The sequence below is a fragment of the Bdellovibrio sp. CKG001 genome (assembly GCF_055397465.1).
Map to the genome: position 1 here is coordinate 1,347,917 of NZ_AP029173.1, position 21,791 is coordinate 1,369,707.

Below are 21,791 nucleotides of genomic sequence, written 5' to 3' on the forward strand. Positions count from 1 at the left end.
GAAAAGGGCCTGAAAAGGCCCTTTTCCATTTAGGAATTAAAATCCATGGCAAATTATAAAATTCATCCAAGCAGTGTTATTTCTCCAGACATCCAAATCGCCGACGACGTCGAGATCGGTCCTTACTGCTTGATCCAGGGTAAAGGTTTTATTGGAAAAGGCACGTTCGTTGAAGGTCATGTGACACTGGGTTCACGTCACGGGATCATTGAAATCGGCGAAAATAATCATTTCTGTCCAGGTGCTGTTATTGGGGGGGCTCCTCAGGATCTTTCCTACAAAGGTGAACCAACCAAATTGATCATTGGTAACAACAATACATTCCGTGAATTCTCCACCGCCAATCTGGCGACCAGCAAAGGTGATGGAAAGACTGAGATCGGCAACAACGGCTATTTCATGGCATACACGCACATTGGGCATGACTGCAAGGTCGGTGACAATGTGACGATTGCGAACAACTCCCATCTGGGCGGGCACTGCGAGATCGAAGACGGTGTGACGATCGGCGGGGTGTGTGCCTTTAATCAGTTTACAAAAGTGGGTAAAGGCGCGTTTGTGGCGGGCTCGTCCATTGTGAACAAGGACATTTTGCCGTTCTGTCGTGCACAAGGGACGTATGCGACGATTCGTGCGACCAATAAGATTGGTTTGGCGCGTAAGGGCTTCCCGCGTGAAGAGATCTCAAATGTTCACAAAGCTATTCGTATCATCATCATGGGGTCTCACACGGTGGAAGAGGGTATTGAGCGCATCCTGAAAGAGTGCGCGATGAGCCCGAACATCGAGTACTTCATCAACTTTATCAGAAGTTCCAAGCGTGGCATTGCTGTCGATAGAAGTCCAAAAGGATGGCAGGACGATGAGTAACAAAAAGCTTCGTGCGGCGGTTGTCGGGGTTGGCTACCTGGGCAACTTCCACGCACAGAAATACAAAAACAACCCCCATGTGGAGTTGGTCGGCGTTTGCGATCATTTCCCGGCACAGGCGGATAAAATTGCGTCGACCTTGGAAGTTAAAAGCTTCCATAAACCGGAAGACCTTGTCGGTCAGGTGGATTTGGTCACGATCGCGGCCAGCACTTTAAGTCATTTCGAGCTGGCCAAAATGTTCCTGCAAAATGGCATCCATGTGAACGTGGAAAAGCCAATCACGGCGACGGTTCCTCAGGCTGAAGAGCTTTTGGCTCTGGCGCAAAAGCACAACGTGAAGCTGGCGGTGGGACACATCGAACGTTTTAATCCTGCAGTGAATGACTTGAAAAAGCATCTGAAGAATCCGAAGTTCATCGAACTCAACCGCATGGCTCCCTATAACAAACGCGGTTCGGATGTCAGTGTTCTGCATGACCTGATGATCCACGATATGGATCTTTTGTTCTGGTTGACGGGGTCTGAGATTGAATACATGGTGGCTTCCGGCACGAAGCTTATCTCCAAACATCTGGATACGGCCTCTGTGTCCTTCAAAATGAAAAACGGCGTGCATGCGGTGATCAATGTCAGTCGCGTGTCTCCGGTGGCTCAGCGATCCATTCGGATCTTGCAGGATGATTGCACCTTGTTTGCTCAGACCGGAGTTCTGGAGATTGAAAAGGTGGTTCCAGGGGCGGGCGGTGATGAATTCATTTCCGTCAGCAAGTGGAGTGTTGAAAAAGCCGATGCTCTGCAAAAAGAAACGGACGCCTTTGTTGACTGTGTTTTGCACGACAAAGCACCGGTTGTGACTGGTCTTGATGGTTTGAAAGCATTGAAGGCCATCGAAGACATTCAAAAAATGATTGAGGGTTGATGGATCAGGTTCTGATGGTGGCGGCGGAAGCCTCCAGCGTAACATATGCGCAAAGAATTCTTGAGGCCTGGAAAAAGCAGGGACGCAAAGTACATGCTTTTGGCGTGGGCAGTCAGGATATGGAAGATATCGGCTTTGAACGACTGGGCAAATCCGAGGAGATGGCTGTTGTCGGCGCCGCTGAAATCATCAGTGCCTATAGTCACCTGAAAGGTGTCTTTGACAGCCTTGTGGCCGAGGCTGAAAAACGCCGTCCCAAGGTGGCCATTGTGATGGACTATCCGGAGTTCAATCTGATGCTGGCAAAAAAGCTGCACGCATTAGGGATCCCGGTTGTTTATTATATTTCTCCGCAAGTCTGGGCATGGCGCAAAGGCCGTGTGAAGACGATCAAAAAGTACTGCAAAAAAGTTTTTGTTCTGTTCCCGTTTGAAGTGCCCTTCTATGAAGAGCATGGTGTGCCTTGTGACTTTGTCGGGCATCCGCTTCTGGATGAATTGGATGAGCGTCTTATCGACGACAAGGACTATTTGAAGATTCACCGCAATCAATGCGGTATCCGAGACGATGAAATCGTTCTGGGACTGATGCCGGGCAGCCGTCGTCTGGAGGTGAAACAGCACTTCCAGATTCAGCTGGACACGGCTCGTATTCTGTCCAAGAAATTCCCGAACTTGAAAGTTGTTATTCTGACGGCGCCAACCTTTACCAAGGAATACATGCAGGATCTGCTGGAGGACTTCCGTCTTCCGTACATGCTGTTGAAGGATGAACCTTTCCGCATGATTCATCTGGTGGACATGATGCTGGTGGCCTCTGGAACGGCGACCCTGCAGGTGGGATTGCTGAAAAAACCGATGGTCATCATGTACAAAATGAAATGGCTGACAGGTGTTTTTGCAAAACTCTTCGTGCGTGGGACCAAATATTTTGGTTTGGTGAATCTGATTTTGAACAAAGAGGCTGTGCCTGAAAGATTCCAATCCGAAGTGACGCCAGAAAAACTGGCGGCCCTGTTGGAACGCTATGTTGTGGACAAACAGTATCACGATTCCGTCGTGTCAGATCTGGCGCAGCTTCGTCAATATCTTGGCGACAAGGGGGCCACTCAGCGGGTGGTGAAAGCCCTTGATGAGTATTTCACCTGATGAAACTTTATCTTCGTCCACTTTCTTTTCTGTATGATCAGGTCGTAGGGGTGAAAAACAACCTTTACGACAAGGGCGTGTTCGGAGTTTACAAAGCGCCGGTTCCGGTGGTGAGCATCGGAAATCTGACAGTCGGGGGCACTGGAAAAACGCCGATCACTGATTTTTGTCTGAAGTCTTTGGTGGCTCAGGGGAAAAAGGTGGCGGTGATCAGTCGTTCTTACCGCGCGGATGCCTCTTCGCCCTGTTTGGTGGATGTGGACCATCCCTTTGCGGCTCGGTATTTTGGTGATGAACCTGTCTTGTTGGCCCAGGCCAATCCGCAGGTGTCTGTTTACGTGGGTCCCAGTAAGTGGCGAACGGCCAGATATGCCGTTGAAAATGGCAAGTACGACCTTTTGATTGTCGATGACGGTTTTCAGCACCGTCGCCTGGCGCGGGATCTGAATATCGTCATTTTGGATGCCACCGAAAGCCTTGCGAACTACGAGGTTCTTCCTGAGGGGCGAGCTCGTGAGTCCTGGCAGGGGATTGGACGTGCGGACCTGTTGATTCTATCCAAATGCAATCTGGCCCCTGAAGAGCAACTTAAGCAGCTTGAGGCGCGTCTGCCAAAGGATAAGGAAATACTTTATTTTGGCTACGAGATTCGGCAGTGTCGTAATCAGAAGACCCAGCAGGCGTTGTCGCGAGCGGATCTCAAAGGCAAGAAACTGTTCCTGGTTTCGGCCATTGCTCGACCTGACGTGTTTGAAAAAATGATGCGTGAACTTGGTGAGGTGTCTTCTTTAAGCAGGCATTTCCGTGATCATCATCAGTACACGGCTGAAGATGTGAAAACAATCGAAAGCCAGTTTAAAAAATCCCAGGCGGACTATCTGATTACCACGGAAAAAGATGCGGTGAAGTTGCGCCAGTTGTTCAATGATGCTTCTTTGTTGTGGAGCGCCTCTTTGGAGGTGGCGGAAGCGGGAAAGAAGGGACGTCTTCATGAAGTTATTAATCAAGTTCTTCGTTAGTGTGATGGTTTTCTTCAGCTCTTTGATTCCGCGCCAGTGGCTGCGCAAATCCGGGTCATGGGTGGGCTTTTTGTGGTTTGATGTTTTCGGATTCCGAAAAAAGATTGTTCTGGATAATCTGGACATCGCTTTTCCCGAAAAGACCGCGATTGAAAAGAAAAAAATCGGGCGCGAGTCGGTGTATCAGTTGGGATACAATTTTGCCGAGTTCTTTTTCATTCCCTCGGTCACGCAAGACTGGATTCAGAAGAATGTGGTCTTTCATGGCTGGGAAAACATTGAAAAAGCCCGCATCCAGGGGAAGGGAATGTTCTTCCTGACACTTCACCTGGGGAATGGGGACCTTGCCTCCAACGCGATTGTCATGAATGGGCAGGATGTGAATATCATCACCAAAAGATTCAAAACAAAGTGGTTTGATGATCTATGGTTCTCAGTGCGCGGGGCAAAAGGTGTGAAGTACATCGATGCCCATGCTCCCAATAATGCCTTTGAGATTCTTAAAGCACTGAAGCGAAATGAAGCTTTGGTTTTTGTCCTTGATCAGTTTATGGGGCGGCCTTTTGGGATTGAGACCCGCTTCTTCGGCAAGAAAACGGGCACGGCCTATGGTCTAGCTCTGTTTGTGCAAAAAACCAAAGCTCCAGTGCTGCCGATCTATACCTATGAGGGGGAAGACAAGAAACTTCACGTGGTAGTTGAGCCAGCGATGGACACGGCCACTTGTGTGACTGATGATAAGGATCAGACGACTCTCAATATGACTCAGGCTTTCTGTGATAAGCTGGAGCAGATTGTGAGAAAGCACCCGGAACAATGGATGTGGGTGCATCGACGTTGGAAGGATTTCCGGTGAATTTTAGACTGCTTCTTGGTGCATTGACTTCAGCTTTGTTGTTTTCAGCTTGTTCGACTTCGTTTTTGAAGTATGACAAGACCGATCAGCTCAAGAAAAACGAAGAGTTCGAAGAAGCAGTTAAGATCGTCAAGCAACCGGTGCCAGAATCAGCGGAAACAACGCCTTCGGCGCCTCCGGTGGCCCCGGAAAAGACCGAACCTGTCAAGCCTGTGCCACCTTCGAAGGCGGCTTTAAAAACCCCGGAAAAAAAGGCTGCCGCCCAGATAAGCAAAACACCTGCAAAGAAAACGGACAATGCTAAAGGAAAGAAGATGGCAGAAAAGTCCAGTGTTTCTGAAGTGGCCGTCAGACAGCCGGAACTGGAGGACTCCGTAGGTTTTAACGGACGTCGTCCGTTGGTGGATCCTTTCCGCGAAGGTGAAGAGGTCGTGCATAATGTGCATTACTTCAAGGTTTCTGCCGGAGAGCTTCGCATGAAGGTTGAGCCCTTTGCCATGGTCAATAGTCGCAAAGCTTATACTTTTGCCGTGGAAATCAAAACCAGTTCATTGTTCTCAACCTTTTACAGCGTTGAAGACCGAGTAGAGACCTTTGTGGACTACGAGGATCTGGTGCCGCGTGTCTTCCAGTTGCATGTAAAGGAATCCGGCCAGTTGCGAGAAGCAAAAATGCTCTTCGATACAGATAAGGGCCTTGCGACCTTCTGGGAAAAGAAGGTCACCAAAGAGGACGGCGAAAAGGAAAAGAAGGAAACCTGGGAAATTCTGCCTTACACACAGAACGTCTATAGCGCCATTTTCTACATGCGAAACTTCCAGTGGGAAACCGGAAAAGAGTATTCCTTCCGCGTTGGAAACGACAAAGAAAATCTGGTGTTCTCCGGTAAAGCCATTCGTCGTGAGGTTCTGGACACCAAGTTAGGTCCGATGAAGGCCATTGTGGTTCAGCCTAATATCACCTTAAAGGGAAAATTCAAACCTATCGGCGACAATTTCATTTGGTTGTCGGACGATGACCGCAAATATATTCTAAGGATCGAATCTAAGATCAAGATCGGAACTCTGATCTCTGAAGTCGTCGAAATCAAGCCCGGCCGCTGATAGCGGTCTCTTTCCGGCGTTATGCTGCGGGGAACTTCTGTCATGGATCTGCGCATTTTTGCGCGGGCCAATTTTTTAATTTGTTAGCGTTGTTGGTCAGCTTGCAGTCGTTGGACGGCAAGTGTTTCGATTTCTTTTGCCAGAAACAGGTTTTGGGAAAGAACGCGATAGAAGTCTTTCTGTTGGATCTCCAGAAGGACTGTTTCTTGTTGTGTGGTTGCGCTGGCTGTGCGCTGGCCGCCGCTCATGAGCAAGGAAATCTCGCCGAAGCAGGCGCCTTGGCCCATCACATTGATGTTTCTGCCTTGCTGGCTTATTACAACACTGCCCTGGACGACAATATAGCAGGTGTTCGCCGCTTGTCCTTCGTTGAACAGTCGTTGATGCGCGGGCGCTTTTACCAGGCGGCCCGAGAAAATCAAACTGTCCAGACAGTCCCCCGGAAGTCTTTTAAAAACAGGCGAGGACTGCAAAGCCTGAAGTATCCAGAAGCGATGTTGCAGAGTTTGGGCTTTTTCAGTTTTGATCAGTTGATCAAACTCGGGCAGGTGACGAACCCGCAGGATTTCACTGGGAGCCAGAGTGATCACATCCGCCGTGCGTGGTTGATTTAGCAAAAAACCACTTTCGCCGAACAGGGCTCCTGGTTCCAGGGCTGCAATCAGTTGACGGTGTTGTGCATCCATCACGCGATAGATTCCGGCCTGACCTTTTAATAGAATAAAAAGATCACGGTCGTTCTTGCCGGTTTGAATGACTTTGATGTGAGCGGGAACCTGAAAGCGCTCGGCCTTTTGTAAAAGAAACTGTGCCAGCTCTGCATCCAGCGATCGGAAAAAGGGCAGATGCTGGGCTGACACCGAAAGGCTTCCAGTGAGCTGTGACCCCAGGTTGGAGCCGACAGCATTGGCCAGAGTGGCGGCTTTGTTAAAGTAATCACGAATCACCGGATTAAGCAGAATTCCCTCATGCACCAAAAACTCAAGCAAAGAGGATAGCTCGCGGAAGTTGACCAGCCATCCTTGTCCCAGAAAGAACTGCACCAAGCCTTCGACGGAGGTGCCGTTCTTTAGAACATCGAGATAAGAATACTGCAAGGGACTCAGGCGAAAACTCTTTCGCGTGGCCAGAACGGACATCAGACCGCCATCTGGGGCAGGTTGCAGTTGCAAGGGTTGGAGCTGGACCTGTTCTTTTTCAAATCTCATAAAATGATTCTGGCATTCAAATGACGACAATACAAAGGTCTTAAATACAGGGCTGGACCTGTGCTCAGCTTTCACCTGACATAGAATCAGACTATGGCCATTGTGGATTGTCGATATTTCTCAGGTTATAAACCATGTTCAAAAAATGAATCCTGCGACAGCGGTTGCCAGCATAAGGACATCCCGGCGCTTTCCATTTTGGTTGTTCACCTCGGAGCCCTGGGGGCCGTGGTCCGCAGCACCAGCTTGTTGCGGGCGATGAAACGTAAATACCCCTCTTCGATGATCACTTGGGTCACAGATGCTCCCGCACATCATCTTCTAAAAAATCATCCTGCCATCGATCGAGTTCTGACAACCAGTGAAGCGGATTTATTGCAGTTATCCTCCCTGGAGTTCGAAATTGGCTTTGTGATCGACAAGTCCCTGAAAGCTTGTGGGGTTGTGAACCGTACCAAAGTGGATCAGGTTTTCGGTTTCAAAGCTCAAGGCCGCAATGGCGCCATTGTTCCAGCCACACCCGCGGCCACAGAACTGTGGGAGCTGGGGCTTGATAACCATAAAAAGTTTTTCGTGAACCAGAAGCCTGAAACACAGTTGATGGTGGAAGCTTTGGAAATCGGTCCCTATCGTCGGGACGAGTACTGGTTGCCAATCACGCAGGAAGAAGAACACAGAGCCCTTGAACGTCGCTCCGAGTGGCTGAGAGTGAACGGCAAAGACCTCATCGTGGGCCTCAACACAGGTTGCAGCAACGTGATTGCGGCAAAAAAGTGGACGGTGGAATTTCACCGCAAGGTCATTGCCGAGATTTCGAAGCAAATCCCTCAGGCGGAGATAGTTTTATTGGGAGGCCCTGAAGATACAGAACGCAATCAGAGAATTGCTCGGGGTCTGCCGGTGGTGTCATCGGCGACAGAATCCGGTCTGCGTGATGGTTTGGTCAGTGTGGCGGCATGCGATGTTATTGTCACCGGGGACAGCTTGGGAATGCACATGGCGATCGCGCAAAAGAAGCAGGTGGTGGCGTGGTTTGGTCCGACTTGTGCTCACGAGATCGACATCTATGACAGAGGATTTAAGCTTCTGGCACAAAGCCCCTGCAGTCCTTGCTGGAAGAGGACTTGTGAAAAGTCGATTATGTGCTACGATCAGGTCTCTTTAGAGGAAGTTCTGAATGCCCTTAAATCTTGTTGTTCAAACCGCCTTTCTGGGCGACTTACTGCTATCGATCCCGCTCCTTAAAAAGTGCCGGGCGCTTTGGCCTGAGCACAAGCTGGGATTGGTATGCCGTAAAGGTTTGGGTGACTTCTTTCTTAAGGCGGGGATTGTTGATCAGATCTATGAGATCGAAAAAGGCAAGAAAGACACCTACAGCCGCATTCTGCAGCAGCTTAAAACAGAAAAAGTCGATCATCTGATTTCTCCCCATGAATCCATACGCACGGTTTTATTCTGTGCGCAGATCAAGGCTCAGCATAAGATTTCTTATAAAAATGCCTGGAACTTTTTTGTCTTTGGCGAACGGGTGGTGCGCGATGTGCGTCTGCCGGATGCGATGAGGCAGCTGAGTCTTCTGACATCTTTTGATGCTGAGTTAAAAAAACATCTGCAGGACTACGTTCACGCCGCCAGACCCTATCTGCCTTCTGAGCAGGGGCAGCTTTCCGCGCCTCCGGCGTGGGCTTCCATGTCTCAGCGTGCGCAGGTGATGAAGCATCAAGAGCTCTTTGAACAGCTAAAAAACAAATTCAAGCTGGAAGGTTTCGAGGACGGCAAAGCCATTCTGATTTTCCCGGGCAGCGTGTGGGCGACCAAGCGCTGGACGGAAGAGGGCTTTGTCGGCACGGGCAAAGCTCTGCAGCAGCAAGGTTATAAAATCTATGTCATGGGCGGGCCGGGGGAAGAAACGCTGGCCGAACGAGTGGCATCTCAGATACCGGGCTCTGTTTCCCTGGCAGGGAAAACCAAGATCATCGAATCAGCGCAACTGATCGCCCGAGCGGCTTTATTGATCGGGAATGACAGTGCCTCGACACACCTGGCGGCGGTCTGTGAAACGCCTTTGATTGCGGTCTTTGGTCCGACGATTCTGGAGTTTGGCTATCGTCCGTGGTCTGCGGAAAGTTACGTTGTGCAGAAAAGTGATCTTCGCTGCAGGCCTTGCGGCAAGCATGGCCACAAGGTCTGTCCAATCAAAACCCATGTGTGCATGAAGGACATCCCGGCTGAGGAAGTCCTTCGCACCGCCGGATTTATTCTTCGTTAGTATATTCTTTCACATTGATGCCGTACTTGCGGATTTTTCTCAGCAAAGTGTTCTTGGGAATATTCGCCTGCGCCACGGTTTGATTAATTCTGCCGTTATTGGCTTTCAGCGCACTGATGATAAATTCCTTTTCCATCTCTTCCTTGAAGGCATCAAAATCCAAGGGACCTGAATAACCAACACTCGCGGTTTTATCAGCACCTTCTTTAGGCGCCAGCTTGATCGAATCCGGCAGGGAGTCCACGGTGATCTGATGGCTGTTTTCCACGATGAAGGAGCGCTCAATGATGTTTTCCAGCTCACGGATGTTGCCCGGCCAACGATAGGACTTCAGCATATCCAAAGCTTCCGGAGTGATACCGGTGATCTGACGACCATGTTGTTTGGAGAATTTTTTAATAAAGTTTCCAGCCAGGGCCTCGATATCATCCGCACGCTCGCGCAGCGGTGGCAGGAAGATCGGCATCACGTTCAGGCGATAGAACAAGTCTTCGCGGAATTCGCCCTCTTCCATCATCTTTTCCAGATTGCGGTTGGTGGCGGCAATAATGCGGGTGGTGGTTTTCACCTCGCGGTTGCTGCCGACCGGGGTGAACTTGCGCTCTTGCAGAACGCGCAGAAGTTTCACCTGCATGTCGGGACGAAGCTCGCCGATTTCATCCAGGAACAAAGTTCCGTTGTTGGCCAGTTGGAATTTACCGATCTTTCTTTCCACAGCGCCCGTGAAGGCGCCTTTTTCATGACCGAAGAGCTCACTTTCCATCAGGTTTTCCGGGATGGCGCCGCAGTTGATCGCGACAAAGGCGCCGGACTTGCGAGGGGAGTTGAAGTGGATCGCGCGGGCGACCAGTTCTTTACCCGTACCGTTTTCACCACGCACCAGAACAGTGGTGTCCACTTTGCACAGACGATAGATCAGGTTGAAGACCTCTTTCATTTTAGAGGAGCCACCAACGATCTCGCTTTCGATGTCGTCATCGAAAACCGGGTTGGACATGGCTAGGCTTGAAATCAGGTCGCGGGCTTCCAGGCACTTGCGCACGATTTCGGTCAGACGCTGAGGTTGTACGGGTTTTTCAACGTAATCGTAAGCGCCCTCTTTGATCGCAATAACCGCGTCATTCAAATTCGAATGAGCCGTCATTAGGACCACAAAGGTGCGGGGATCATGTTCCTTGATGGCGGTCAAAGCCTCAAGGCCGTTCATCTCCGGCATTTTTACGTCCATCAAAACCAGGTCCCATTGTTGCTCTTTCACTTTTTCGAAAGCTTCACGACCCGTGGCCGCCTCTTCGACTGTGAACTCGATTTCCGGCATGGTGGATTTCAGAATGGAAATCACAGAGCGGCGCAGTTCCGCCTCGTCATCGACAATCAGTGTGTGGAGTTTTGTTATCATAGCAGCACCTCATCATCTTCAGATTCCAGCGGCAAGGTGAAGGAAACAGTGGTGCCTTGGCCCACTTTACTTTCCATCGTCACTTTACCACCATGGAGTTCAATAAAATATTTAACCAAATAAAGACCCAGTCCCGTTCCCTTGGTGCGCAGGTCCTGATCGCTTCCGCGAGTAAATTTGCCCCAGACTTTTTCCATGTCTTCGGGTTTGATTCCTTCACCGGTGTCTTTCACCAGAACATGAATATCTTCTTCGGACTCATGGGAAATCACTTCGATCTGACCGCCGCGAGGCGTGTACTTGATCGCATTTTCAATCAGGTTGATCACAACCTCTTTAAGCAGTGTCGTATCGAATTCCGCCGAGAACATCGGTTCCAGGGCGGTGTGTATTTCAATGCCCCGTTCGCGCGCCAAAGGACGCAGGTGTTGCAGGGCTTCTTCGATGATCTCGTTAATGTCCGCCACTTCTTTGTTGATCTTGAAGTCCCGGGACTCCACACGCAGGACCTTCAGGATGGACTGGATGTATCGATTCAGTTCTTCACTGAACAGGCGTAAAGACTTCAGGTCCTGTCCCAGCTCCTCTTCCTGCGAGTGTTGGGTCAGCAGTCGATCCACAATGGCCTGGATTTTGGCGATCGGTGTTTTCAGGTCGTGGGAGATCAGGCTGACGAAGTTGTTTTTAAGCTGCTCGAGCTCGGCCAGATATTCCTGTTCCTGCTGCAGGCGGAAGTTTTGTTGCTCAATCTTCGTGGCCTGATATCCGATGAAGATGATCCAGCTGGCGCCAAGAAGAATAAACGGAGAAAAGGCCGGGGACCAGAAATAGAAGCTGTCAAACACCCAGGCCGACAGGGCCGCCAATAGGGTGCCGATCCACACAATACAGAACAAGGCCACAGACTGCGGGTAAGTGGTAATCACAAAAACCGCAAACAGCATCAGCACGAAGAATCCCGCAGCATACCAAATAAACGGCAGGCGCTGGATCCATTTGTTACCCAGAACAGTGTCCGTGATATGTGCCAGAATCTCTGTACGGGAAAGTGTTCCCATCGGTGTCATATACACGGGAGCCGAAGAGGTTTCCGCACCGATCAGGATGATTTTGTCGGTGAAGGCGTTGGCCGGAAGTTCGTCATACAGGATCTCGCTTAGGCTGTATTGCTTAAAGACCCGGCTGGAACCGCGATAATTGATTGGAAGTCCTGCCAGTTGGGTCGGAAACTTCTTGCCCGTGATTTTTTCCACCAGATGAGGCATTTCAGCTCTTTGGGGGAAGACCCGACGAACAACTCCGTCTTCGTCACGTCGGAGTTCATTTGAACCCAGATTGGTGTGTTCGCGGTTGCTGAACACAGGCATCAGGATGCGCTCCAAAGAGTTGGTCGTGGAAGCCCAAACCACCCGAGGGTCCAGGAACAGCCGCTGTTCTTCAGGGGTCATTCGCACGGAGCCGACGTTATCCCCGAAGTAAAGTGTCACACCCACAGACTTTGGGTTTTGACGAAGAATGCGCAAAAGCAGTTCGGACCACAGGGGCTTGTTCCAGAAGAAGCTGTCGGTGATGTCCGTCACTTCGCTCATATTGTCCAGGAAGTTGGTGCGGGAATCATAGATCATGGAAAAGTCGGACTGACGAATCGTGATCAGAACAATCTGGGATGAGGTCTTTTGGTCGCCACGCAGTTGAAAGCGCTGGTCGTAGGACGTGATTTCGTCATTGGACAGAGCCAGACAGCCAATCAGCCAGCACAGGATACAACGAAGCCAAAATCCCCGGCGTCGGGAGAAGAAACGAAGCAGGACTTCGAGTTTGAAGGTAAGATGCTGAATCAGGTCCTTTTGCACGCGTCGCAACATAGCAAATTTATTAAAAAATTCAAGGTTTAACAGGGGGGCCTAAGAAGTATTTCCGCGTCGGGGGCGAGGGGCCCAGAAGCGCCAAAACGATTTACCGAAGAGTGGGGAAGGGGGTATATTGAAAAATATGCATGTTTATCCAGGAGCCAAACACCTGAGTGCGCCGTTGGCGGCCTCTGTTGTCACTATAGGGAATTTCGACGGGGTCCATCTGGGCCATCAGCAACTTATCGAGAATGTCGTTCGCGAAGCTCAGTATTTTGGCGTCCCCTCGGTGGTTTATACATTTCACCCTCACCCTGTGAAGGTTCTTCATCCCGAACGGGCGACCTACCGTCTGTTTGATCTTAAGGACCAGCAGGAACAATTCGAAAAACGTGGCATTGAAAACGTCATTATTGAGGAGTTCACCAGGGATTTTGCCAAGGTGACCCCACAAGAGTTCCTGGATCAGTATGTTCTGGCTCAGCTTCATCCAAAGACTTTGGTGGTGGGTCATGATTTCAACTTCGGTGCAGACCGTGCGGGGAACATTCCCTTCCTGGAAAGATATTGTGCTGAAAAAGGAATTCGCCTGATCATCATTCCGCCGTTTCAGAAAGAGGGCATCGTCGTGTCCTCCACACGCATTCGCGAACATCTGAAGACCGGGGAGGTTGAAAAAGCCAATGAGCTTTTGGGTCGAACTTATTACGTGCGTGGCCACGTAGAGAAGGGTTTTCAGCGTGGGCGCACCATCGGTGTGCCGACCGCGAATATTCACCCGGATGTGGAGTTCATGCCACGCCAGGGGGTTTACTGCACGCTGACCCGGATTGGCGCCCACCTGCATCCGTCGATCACAAATATCGGTGTCAATCCGACATTTCAGGAAAATGGCAAAGGCCCGGTTAAAATTGAAACCCACTTGTTTGATTTTGACGCCCACTTGTATGGGGTGGAAGTCGAAGTGTATTTGAAGCACTTCTTGCGTGAGGAAAGAAAATTTTCCGGCATCGATGAACTGAAAAATCAAATCCAGAGGGATATGGCGGAAGCCAGAAAGTACTTTGATGAGCACCCTGAAAATACATGAGGTTCGCACCTCGGGAACTCACGGTCAGCTGGTTAGATTTCTGCAGCGACTGTCGTCTGAAAAGGGCTGGGGCTGGGAGTTTGCAGTTTTCAGCGAGTTTTCAGAAGACGTTTTCGCTGACGCCGCAGCCGTGAAAGTGGAGCCCAAGTTATCTCCGGTGATTTTGCCCGCGATGAAAGTGTCCACCACTCAGGTGCGCTTGGTGGATGTTTTGGATTCCTTCTTCCTTGAAGATGGGGCCTGGTATCCGCGAGTGTTGCTGCATGAGGCTTTACGGCAGGTTCTGGTATCCCAGGCACGAGATCTTGATATCCGGGCGCCAGCGTTCGTTGTCGGGCACAACGAAGAAGCGCGCGTGGTGGCCTCGGTTCTGGCATTGATGGGAATTGGGGATATTTATCTTGTGGGGGATCGTGACGGGCTATGGGATCACCAACAGGCTTTGCAGCGCTCACATCTGGGAATTCGCTTTCATGCTCTGCCTACGGATGAACTGACAATGCAAGCGGTGAGCGCCGGAATTGTGGTCAACACCGTGGATCTATCCGCGCAGCAGGCGCTGCTTGCGGACTTGTCTTATTTTAATTATATGAATGTGACGGGATATGCATTGGATCTGAACCTGCTGCCTTTGCAGAATCTTCTGTTGGAAGAAGCCGAGAAGGCCGACCTTCGGGTGTTGCATCCTGTTCTTGTGGCAGAAGCTTTGACATTGTTGTGGTTGCAGAGACTAAAACCAGACCATGACCTTGGTAGGGAAGAGATTCGTCAGAGCTGGACCAAGTTTTTAGAAGAAAACTCTTCCTCCGTCTAGTTACAAAAAATGGCACCCTGGAGTAAATTTAGTCCAGGGGAGTCCTAATGTCTTCACTCAAAATCGGGGAAATTTTAGTTAAGCAAGGTTTGCTGAAGCCTGACCAATTGCAAGCTGCAATGGAAGAGCAAAAGAAAACCGGCCAAAAACTGACCAATTCCATCATCCAGTTGGGATTCTTAAAAGATAACCAGATCCTTCGTGCTGTTGAAAAGCATTTCGCAGTTCCGGGGGTTGAAGTTAATACCTTTGAGATTGATCAGTCCGTCATTGCAATGATTCCCAAGGATATATGTGAAAAGAACACATTGATTCCTTTGCAGAAAGCAGGCAACACGCTTGTCGTCGCCTTTGCTGACCCCAGCAACATTATAGTCAAAGAAGATTTACGCTTTATCACCCGCTGCCGCATTCAGGCTGTGGTGGGGACAGAGAGTGCCATCACTTCTGGTATTGAAAAGTACTACGGCGGCAGCATCAATACCAAGTCGCTGAATACCATGAGCACCGGGGATGATGATGATCTTATTCTCGGTATCGGCCCTCAGGCCGAAATCATCGATCAGGATGGCGGTCAGGAAGATGCGCCGATCATCAAGTTCGTGAACTCCATTCTGGCTGATGCGATTCGCAAAAAGGTTTCTGATATCCACTTTGAACCTTATGAAAAAAAGTACCGCGTGCGTTTTCGTATCGACGGGAACCTAGTGGAAGCAACGGCTCCGCCCGCAGGAACTGCGGCGGCCATCGCCTCGCGTATCAAGATCATGTCCAAGCTGGATATTGCGGAAAAGCGCCGTCCTCAGGATGGTCGTCTGAAAGTGCGCACCAAAGCTAAAGAAATGGATTTCCGTGTCAGCGTGCTGCCCACGTTGTGGGGCGAAAAAGTGGTTCTTCGTCTATTGGATAAATCCAATTTGCAGCTGGATATGACCAAGCTCGGATTTGAAGAAGACGATCTGAAGTTGTTTAAGGCCACTATCAATCTGCCACAGGGGATGGTTTTGATCACGGGCCCCACGGGGTCCGGTAAGACAACGACCATTTATTCGGCACTGGCAGAACTGAACAAACCTGATGTGAATATCTCCACGGCGGAAGATCCTGTTGAGTTCAACCTTGAGGGGATCAATCAGGTTCAGATGAATCCGGATATTGATCTGAATTTTTCCAGCGCCTTGAAATCGTTTCTTCGTCAGGACCCTGACATCGTCATGGTGGGGGAGATTCGTGACCTGGAAACGGCAGAGATCGCCTTTAAGGCCGCATCCACGGGGCACTTGGTTGTCAGTACGCTGCATACCAATGATGCTCCGGGCACGGTCATTCGTCTGACAGAAATGGGTGTTGCCCCTTATATCATCACATCGACTGTGAATCTGATCGTGGCGCAGCGTCTGGTGGGTAAGGTGTGTGAGTCCTGTAAGGCTCCGGTGGAAGTCCCAGCGCAGACCTTGTTGAACCTTGGTGTGCCACAGGCGGAAATCGGCGATTACAAATTGATGCGTGGAAAAGGCTGCGCCAACTGCAACAACACGGGCATCAAGGGACGTCTGGCGATTTATGAATTGTTGGCTATGACCGAGAAAATGAAGGAAGCCATCTTAAAGGGTGCTTCCACGGGACAACTTCGTTATCTGGCACGCGAACAAGGGATGAGAACCTTGCGTCGAAGTGCCTTGTTAAAGCTAAAACGTGGCGTAACAACTATTGAAGAAGTGCTCAATGCATCAGTGAAGGACACCTAATGAGTTTGACCGAACTACTTTTGCAGGCGAAAGCCAAGAAGGCTGAAGAGTTTTTGTTTTTGGTCGGTAGCGAGCCGCGAATTCGCGTTTCATCGGGATGGACCAGTTTGCGTTCATCGCCGGCATTGATGACGGAATGGAATCTGCTGCAGCAGAGCTTGCTGAGCACTCAGCAAAAGGCGGTGCTTGAAACAACCGGCGTCGTGCAGGGCGAGGCCGCTCTGGACAGTCTGAGAATTGGTTTTTCATTTTTCCAGCACGATAGCACCATGAAAGCCGTTCTGGATATGGATCTGGATGGAGGAAAGCAGGAAATTCAACTGCCTCCTTCGCTTCTTGATGCGTGTCTGCGCATGAAGGGGTTGGTTCTGCTCTCTGGCCCCGGAGAAGCAGGGCAGGTCTGGGCTTTGCATCGTATTTTGCAGAAGCTTTCCGAGGAAAAGTCTTTCCTGGGTGTTGTTTATTCACGCAAGGCCTTCCCACAGGTCAAGGAAGCCAAGGCTTGTTACATCTATCACAGCGGTGAGTTTGCCCGTGCCGAAGAAAGAGAATGCCTGATGTCCGGAGTGGACATGGTGGTGTTTGATGGTTATTCAGACGAGGACTCTTTGTTAGAGGCCATGTCTTTGGCAGAACAAGGTATTTTTGTGATCTATTCGATGAAAGCACCGTCTGTGACCAATGCTCTTCGTCGTGTGCTTTCCACTTTGGGAGAGCGCTATGCCGAGCACGGAGCTCCAAGGCTGGCGGAAGTGCTGACCGTGGCTTCAGGGCAGTATCCTGTGGCGGGTCTGAGTGGCGAAAAGATTTTCGCGCACGAAGTTCTGCTGATGAAACCTCAGGTGCGAGCCCTGGTTGAAGAGCAGGATTTTAAAGCCCTGGAAGGTCTGTTGCTTCAGGCTCCGGAAAACTCCGGCATCCTGACCTTGAATCAGTCTTTGTTGCAGCATCTGATTCGCCGACGTGTGGATCTGAAGACCGCATTTGAGGTGTCCCGACAACCTGATAACCTGGATCAGCTTCTGAAGAAGGTAGGTATCTAAGATGGCAAAATTTCAGTACCAAGCTAAAAATGCAACCGGACAAATGGTTCAAGGCGAGATCGAGGCGGCGTCCCAGCAGGAAGCCATCATCCGTCTGCGTGCGCAGCAGCTGTTGCCGGTTCGTGTGGTGGCCTTCGGCGCGACTCGCGCCTCGGTCGGTAAAAGTGCCAGCATCTTTGCCCCGTCAGTGAAGGGGAAGGATTTGCAGATCTTCACGCGTCAGTTTGCGACCCTGATCAACGCTGGTATTCCGGTGGTGGATTCTTTGAAGATTCTTTCAGAGGGTCTGCGTCCGGGCCTTTTGAAGGAAGCCTCGGCTCAGGTTAAGACCTCGATCGAAGGCGGGCGTCGTCTGGCGGAGGCCATGTCCCAGGTGCCGAATGTCTTTGATAAATTGTATGTGAATATGATCCAGGCGGGCGAAGAGGCCGGTATTCTGGACGGTATTCTTCAGCGTCTGGCAAGTTACATGGAAAAGTCCGAGAAAATCAAAGCCCAGGTCAAGGGGGCCTTGGTTTATCCAATTGTCATCATCATTGTGGCGATGATTGTGATCGCGGGTATCCTGGTCTTTATCATTCCTAAATTTATGGAGTTCTTCTCGTCCTCTGGCAAAGAACCGCCAATGCTGACCATGATGGTGGTTTCCCTGAGTAACTCCATGATCAATAATTGGTACATCTATCTGGGGATTGCTGTGCTTGGCCCTATGGCATTGATGCAATGGCTGAAAACGGATGCCGGGAAGGACACCTTTGACCGCTTCATCATGAAAGCGCCGGTGTTTGGTGAAGTGGTGCAAAAATCCGCCATTGCCCGTTTGACAAGAACTTTGTCGACTTTGCTGGCATCCGGGGTGGGGTTGATTGAAGCCATTGAGATCTCAGCGAAAACTGCAGGTAATGCGGTGATTGAACAATCCTTGTTGCGCTGTAAAGAGTCTGTGACTGCGGGGCGTACTTTTGCGTCTCCTCTGGCGAAGGAAAAAGCCTTCCCGGACATGGTCGTTCAGATGATTTCCATCGGCGAGCAGTCCGGTACTATGGATATTATGCTGGGTAAGATCGCGGATTTCTACGAGGATGAAGTTGAGACGGCCGTAAAAGCCATGACCTCTTTGCTTGAACCACTTTTGATGGTGGTTCTGGGCGGGATTATCGCGGTTCTGGTTGTTGCGATGTATCTGCCGATCTTCAACATGGCGGATGTGGTTCAATAGATGCGTTTAAGTTTTGCTTTGCAGAAAAGTCAAAATCAGGGGCTGACGGTGGAATTTGCACGCGTCAGCCTTTTTGCGTTGATTCTTCTGATCAGTGTGATTTCCAGTGTGTTTCAGGAGGGCTTCATCAACTGGCAGGTGCTGGGGCCGTTTTATGGAATTTTAAGCATTGCCTTCGGCCTGCACATCATGTGGTTTGCCGAATGGGAGCGCCTGCTTAAAAATCCAAGCTGGCTTTTTGTCGGCTTTGTGGTTGATTCGCTCTTGATCTCGTTGTTGATTTATCACTCGGGAATCAATCAGTCCCTGTTCTTGTTCATGCATCTGGTGAATATCCTGCTGGCGGGCATTGCCTGCCGTGGGGTGGGTGCGGTGACACTGGCGTTGTTCACAAGCATCTTCTTTACCATTGCGGCTTTGTTCTCTCCAGAGATGAAGGCTCTGAACTTCTTTTTTCTTCTGGCGCTGAACAACATTGCCTTCTTCTCGGTGGCGGCGCTTTCGGGATATCTGAGCGAACAGCTTCAGTCTGTGGGTAAAGAGTTGACAGAGACCGGAGCGAGTCTTCGTTCGGCCCAGGAGCTGAACGAAGTTTTGGTCGAAAATATTCCCACCGGAATGGTTTCGTTCACTGAATCAGGGGAGGTGGTTAAAGCCAATTCCTCTGCTGCCGAAATCCTGGGCTATCCGGATCTTGTGAATCAGAACTGGTATGCCTTGTTCCCTGAGACAAAAAAGACCGAAGGTCTATTCAAGGGCGATGTGAAATACACTTCCCCCAATGACGCCAATCAAAAGATACTGGGCATGACCCTGTCGAAAATCTACAGTCCCGAGCTGAAAGCTCATCTGTCGATCGGACTTTTTGATGATCTGACCAAAATTCGTCAGTTGGAGTATGCTGCCCGTCAAAATGAAAAACTGGCGGCGGTGGGGGGACTGGCGGCGGGGATCGCCCATGAGATCCGCAATCCCCTGGCGGGTATCAGTGGCAGTATCGAGCTGCTGACGCAGACAGTGACCAATGATGATGACCGTCGTCTGATGAAGATTGTTCTGCGTGAAATTGACCGTTTGAACAACCTGATCACCGAGTTCCTGGATTATGCTCGACCGGAAGTGCCGCCGACAGATCCGGTGGACTTGTCGTCTCTTTTGACCGAGATTCTGGACTCCATGAAGCTCAATGCCCAGGTTCGTGCGGATGTTGAGCAAGTCCGTGAGTACGGCGACTCGCTGAAGATCCTGGGGCGCCGGGATAAGCTGAAGCAGGCATTCCTAAATATCATCATCAATTCTTACCAGGCTATGAATGATTCTCAGAATCCGCAGTTGGCGGTGAAGGCCCTGGTCACGGATAAAGAAGTGCGCGTGCGCATTCGTGACACTGGCAGCGGGATGAGTGAAGTCACGAAGAAGAAAATGTTTGAACCATTTCACACAACGAAACCCAAAGGCACAGGCCTTGGTCTAGCTGTGACACATAAGATTCTTGAGGGGCATGGGGCACAAGTCTTTGTCGAGAGTGAAGTGGGCGCAGGTACTGAGTTTATTTTGACTTTCCCCAGAGCGAACTGAGAGAATAGTTTTTAACACAAGGACGTGGGAGCACATAACATGAAGTCGAGAATTCTTGTTGTCGATGACGAAGAATCAATCCGCGAGTTTTTAGAGATCATGCTGAAAAAAGAAGGCTATGAGATCACTTTGGCTGAAGACGGCCAAAAAGCTAAAGACCTTCTGACTAAAAAAACATTCGATATGATCATCTCTGACTTGCAGATGCCTCATGTAACGGGGATCGAACTTTTAAAGCATGTCAAAGAATCCTATCCAGACACAGTGTTCATGCTGATCACAGCTTTCGGTACAACCGAAACAGCCGTGGAAGCCATGAAAATGGGTGCCTATGACTATCTGACCAAGCCATTTAAGATCGACGAAGTTCGTTTGAACATTCAAAATGCTCTTCGTTCCCGCAATTTGGAAGTGGAAAACAGATCCTTGAAAAAGGAATTGGTGAAAGAGTACTCCTTCCAGAACATGGTGGGGAACTCTCAGGCGATGCACGCAATTTACGATATGGTAAAACGTGTGGCGCAAACACCGACAAATGTTTTGATCACCGGGGAATCCGGTACGGGTAAAGAGGTGGTCGCCAAGGCGATTCACTATAACGGACCTTTGAAAGATCGTCCGTTTGTGACCGTGAACTGCGGTGCGATCCCGGAAAACCTGATGGAATCAGAGATGTTCGGTCACAAAAAAGGCTCTTTCACCGGAGCAGTGGCTGATAAAGCGGGTCTTTTCGAGGTGGCAGACGGCGGAACATTGTTCCTGGATGAGGTCGGCGAGTTGCCTTTGACGATTCAGGTAAAGCTTCTTCGTGCGATTCAGGAACGCGTGATTCGTCGTGTGGGTGCGACGGACGATATGAAAGTGGATGTTCGCATCATCGCGGCAACCAACCGTAATCTTGAGGAAATGGTACAAAAAGGCGGCTTCCGTCAGGATTTGTTCTATCGCTTGAATGTCATCAATATTAAAACTCCAAGCCTGCGCGATCGTCGTGATGACATCCCGCTGCTGGCCAATCACTTCTTGAAAAAGTACAACGAGCGCTTGAACAAGAATATCGGTGCGATCAGCGCTGAAGCCATGGAGATTCTGAAAAAGTACGACTACCCAGGAAACGTGCGTGAGCTTGAAAACATGATCGAGCGCACTGTGGCTTTGGAAGGTGGGGCGACGATTCTGCCGGAATCCCTGCCTCCGATGGTCAACACATCGTCAGGGCGCAAGATGGCCTCTTCCAATGAAATCGAAATCGGTGACGATGGGGTGGATCTGGATAAGGTGATGGGTCAGATTGAAAAAGAACTTTTGATCAAGGCCATTCATGCTGCCGGTGGAGTGAAAAAGAGAGCGGCTAAATTGCTTCACATCTCGTTCCGATCCATGCGATATCGCATAGAAAAGTACAATCTCGGTGTGGTGGGTGACGACGAATTGGATGATGAATAAATATGTTAAAATAGGCCCCATCGACCGCGTTGTGCTGCGGGCTTCTGCCCGTGTTCTTCTTGCGGTTGCGCAAGAATATCATGTTATTCTTGTCGTCGGGGCTTTCTCGCTTCGAAGTGCTTAGAGCACGCCTGCGCTGCGACCTTTTTGAACGGTTTTCCGGTTAAAAAAGGTCTTTTGTTTTTTAGAACATCTTTTATCGAAAACGA

General features: G+C 50.1%; 18 protein-coding genes. 15 read left to right on the forward strand and 3 right to left on the reverse strand.

What is annotated here, in order from left to right; all coding sequences use genetic code 11:
• Nucleotides 1-45 precede the first annotated feature (45 nt).
• From lpxA to ACZ50P_RS06650, 6 genes are read left to right on the forward strand one after another with little or no spacing between them, the layout of a single operon-like run.
• Nucleotides 46-870 (forward strand): acyl-ACP--UDP-N-acetylglucosamine O-acyltransferase, encoded by an 825-nt coding sequence (gene lpxA, locus ACZ50P_RS06625; RefSeq protein ID WP_464134465.1) that lies wholly within the window; start codon nt 46-48, stop codon nt 868-870.
• On the forward strand, nt 863-1,792 hold the full coding sequence (locus tag ACZ50P_RS06630) for a Gfo/Idh/MocA family protein (protein WP_464134468.1): 930 nt from the start codon (nt 863-865) through the stop codon (nt 1,790-1,792). The genes lpxA and ACZ50P_RS06630 overlap by 8 nt, the downstream gene beginning before the upstream one ends.
• The gene (gene lpxB, locus ACZ50P_RS06635; RefSeq protein WP_464134470.1) at nt 1,792-2,940 is read left to right on the forward strand and encodes a lipid-A-disaccharide synthase; all 1,149 of its coding nucleotides are present in this window, start codon (nt 1,792-1,794) and stop codon (nt 2,938-2,940) included. The genes ACZ50P_RS06630 and lpxB overlap by 1 nt, the downstream gene beginning before the upstream one ends.
• The gene (gene lpxK, locus ACZ50P_RS06640) at nt 2,940-3,959 is read left to right on the forward strand and encodes a tetraacyldisaccharide 4'-kinase (protein WP_464134472.1); all 1,020 of its coding nucleotides are present in this window, start codon (nt 2,940-2,942) and stop codon (nt 3,957-3,959) included. The genes lpxB and lpxK overlap by 1 nt, the downstream gene beginning before the upstream one ends.
• Nucleotides 3,931-4,815, forward strand: coding sequence for a lysophospholipid acyltransferase family protein (locus ACZ50P_RS06645; RefSeq protein ID WP_464134475.1), 885 nt, complete (start codon nt 3,931-3,933; stop codon nt 4,813-4,815). Before lpxK ends, ACZ50P_RS06645 begins: the two co-directional genes overlap by 29 nt.
• Nucleotides 4,812-5,918 carry a DUF3108 domain-containing protein gene (locus ACZ50P_RS06650; RefSeq protein ID WP_464134477.1) on the forward strand — a complete coding sequence of 369 codons (1,107 nt, stop codon included), beginning with the start codon at nt 4,812-4,814 and terminating at the stop codon, nt 5,916-5,918. Before ACZ50P_RS06645 ends, ACZ50P_RS06650 begins: the two co-directional genes overlap by 4 nt.
• 83 nt (nt 5,919-6,001) lie before the next feature.
• Here the strand turns inward: ACZ50P_RS06650 and ACZ50P_RS06655 are convergent, their stop codons facing one another.
• A complete protein-coding gene (locus ACZ50P_RS06655) occupies nt 6,002-7,126 on the reverse strand; it encodes a cyclic nucleotide-binding domain-containing protein (protein ID WP_464134480.1) in 1,125 nt (374 codons plus the stop codon).
• Nucleotides 7,127-7,219: 93 nt separating this feature from the next.
• Between ACZ50P_RS06655 and ACZ50P_RS06660 the strand changes: the two genes are divergently transcribed.
• Together ACZ50P_RS06660 and ACZ50P_RS06665 are read left to right on the forward strand one after the other, a co-directional pair.
• On the forward strand, nt 7,220-8,371 hold the full coding sequence (locus tag ACZ50P_RS06660; RefSeq protein ID WP_464134482.1) for a glycosyltransferase family 9 protein: 1,152 nt from the start codon (nt 7,220-7,222) through the stop codon (nt 8,369-8,371).
• Complete coding sequence (locus ACZ50P_RS06665) at nt 8,304-9,395, forward strand: glycosyltransferase family 9 protein (protein ID WP_464134484.1); 1,092 nt, start codon at nt 8,304-8,306, stop codon at nt 9,393-9,395. Before ACZ50P_RS06660 ends, ACZ50P_RS06665 begins: the two co-directional genes overlap by 68 nt.
• Here the strand turns inward: ACZ50P_RS06665 and ACZ50P_RS06670 are convergent.
• Together ACZ50P_RS06670 and ACZ50P_RS06675 are read right to left on the reverse strand one after the other, a co-directional pair.
• Complete coding sequence (locus ACZ50P_RS06670; RefSeq protein ID WP_464134487.1) at nt 9,382-10,794, reverse strand: sigma-54-dependent transcriptional regulator; 1,413 nt, start codon at nt 10,792-10,794, stop codon at nt 9,382-9,384. The two genes, ACZ50P_RS06665 and ACZ50P_RS06670, sit on opposite strands and share 14 nt — an antisense overlap.
• Nucleotides 10,791-12,659, reverse strand: a complete 1,869-nt coding sequence (locus ACZ50P_RS06675; protein ID WP_464134488.1) for an ATP-binding protein — start codon at nt 12,657-12,659, stop codon at nt 10,791-10,793. The genes ACZ50P_RS06670 and ACZ50P_RS06675 overlap by 4 nt, the downstream gene beginning before the upstream one ends.
• A 127-nt stretch (nt 12,660-12,786) precedes the next feature.
• Here ACZ50P_RS06675 and ACZ50P_RS06680 point away from each other — a divergent pair, with 127 nt between their 5' ends.
• The 7 genes from ACZ50P_RS06680 to ACZ50P_RS06710 are packed head-to-tail and all read left to right on the forward strand — an operon-like array spanning nt 12,787 to nt 21,582.
• Nucleotides 12,787-13,734 carry a bifunctional riboflavin kinase/FAD synthetase gene (locus tag ACZ50P_RS06680; protein WP_464135190.1) on the forward strand — a complete coding sequence of 316 codons (948 nt, stop codon included), beginning with the start codon at nt 12,787-12,789 and terminating at the stop codon, nt 13,732-13,734.
• Nucleotides 13,712-14,548 carry a hypothetical protein gene (locus ACZ50P_RS06685; RefSeq protein ID WP_464134490.1) on the forward strand — a complete coding sequence of 279 codons (837 nt, stop codon included), beginning with the start codon at nt 13,712-13,714 and terminating at the stop codon, nt 14,546-14,548. Before ACZ50P_RS06680 ends, ACZ50P_RS06685 begins: the two co-directional genes overlap by 23 nt.
• A gap of 47 nt (nt 14,549-14,595) precedes the next feature.
• Nucleotides 14,596-16,296, forward strand: a complete 1,701-nt coding sequence (gene pilB, locus ACZ50P_RS06690; protein ID WP_464134494.1) for a type IV-A pilus assembly ATPase PilB — start codon at nt 14,596-14,598, stop codon at nt 16,294-16,296.
• Complete coding sequence (locus ACZ50P_RS06695) at nt 16,296-17,339, forward strand: twitching motility protein PilT (protein ID WP_464134495.1); 1,044 nt, start codon at nt 16,296-16,298, stop codon at nt 17,337-17,339. Before pilB ends, ACZ50P_RS06695 begins: the two co-directional genes overlap by 1 nt.
• A 1-nt stretch (nt 17,340) precedes the next feature.
• Complete coding sequence (locus ACZ50P_RS06700) at nt 17,341-18,558, forward strand: type II secretion system F family protein (protein ID WP_464134497.1); 1,218 nt, start codon at nt 17,341-17,343, stop codon at nt 18,556-18,558.
• Nucleotides 18,559-20,136, forward strand: a complete 1,578-nt coding sequence (locus ACZ50P_RS06705; protein ID WP_464117314.1) for a two-component system sensor histidine kinase NtrB — start codon at nt 18,559-18,561, stop codon at nt 20,134-20,136.
• A 39-nt stretch (nt 20,137-20,175) separates the two neighbouring features.
• Nucleotides 20,176-21,582 (forward strand): sigma-54-dependent transcriptional regulator, encoded by a 1,407-nt coding sequence (locus ACZ50P_RS06710; protein ID WP_464117312.1) that lies wholly within the window; start codon nt 20,176-20,178, stop codon nt 21,580-21,582.
• Nucleotides 21,583-21,791: the final 209 nt, after the last annotated feature.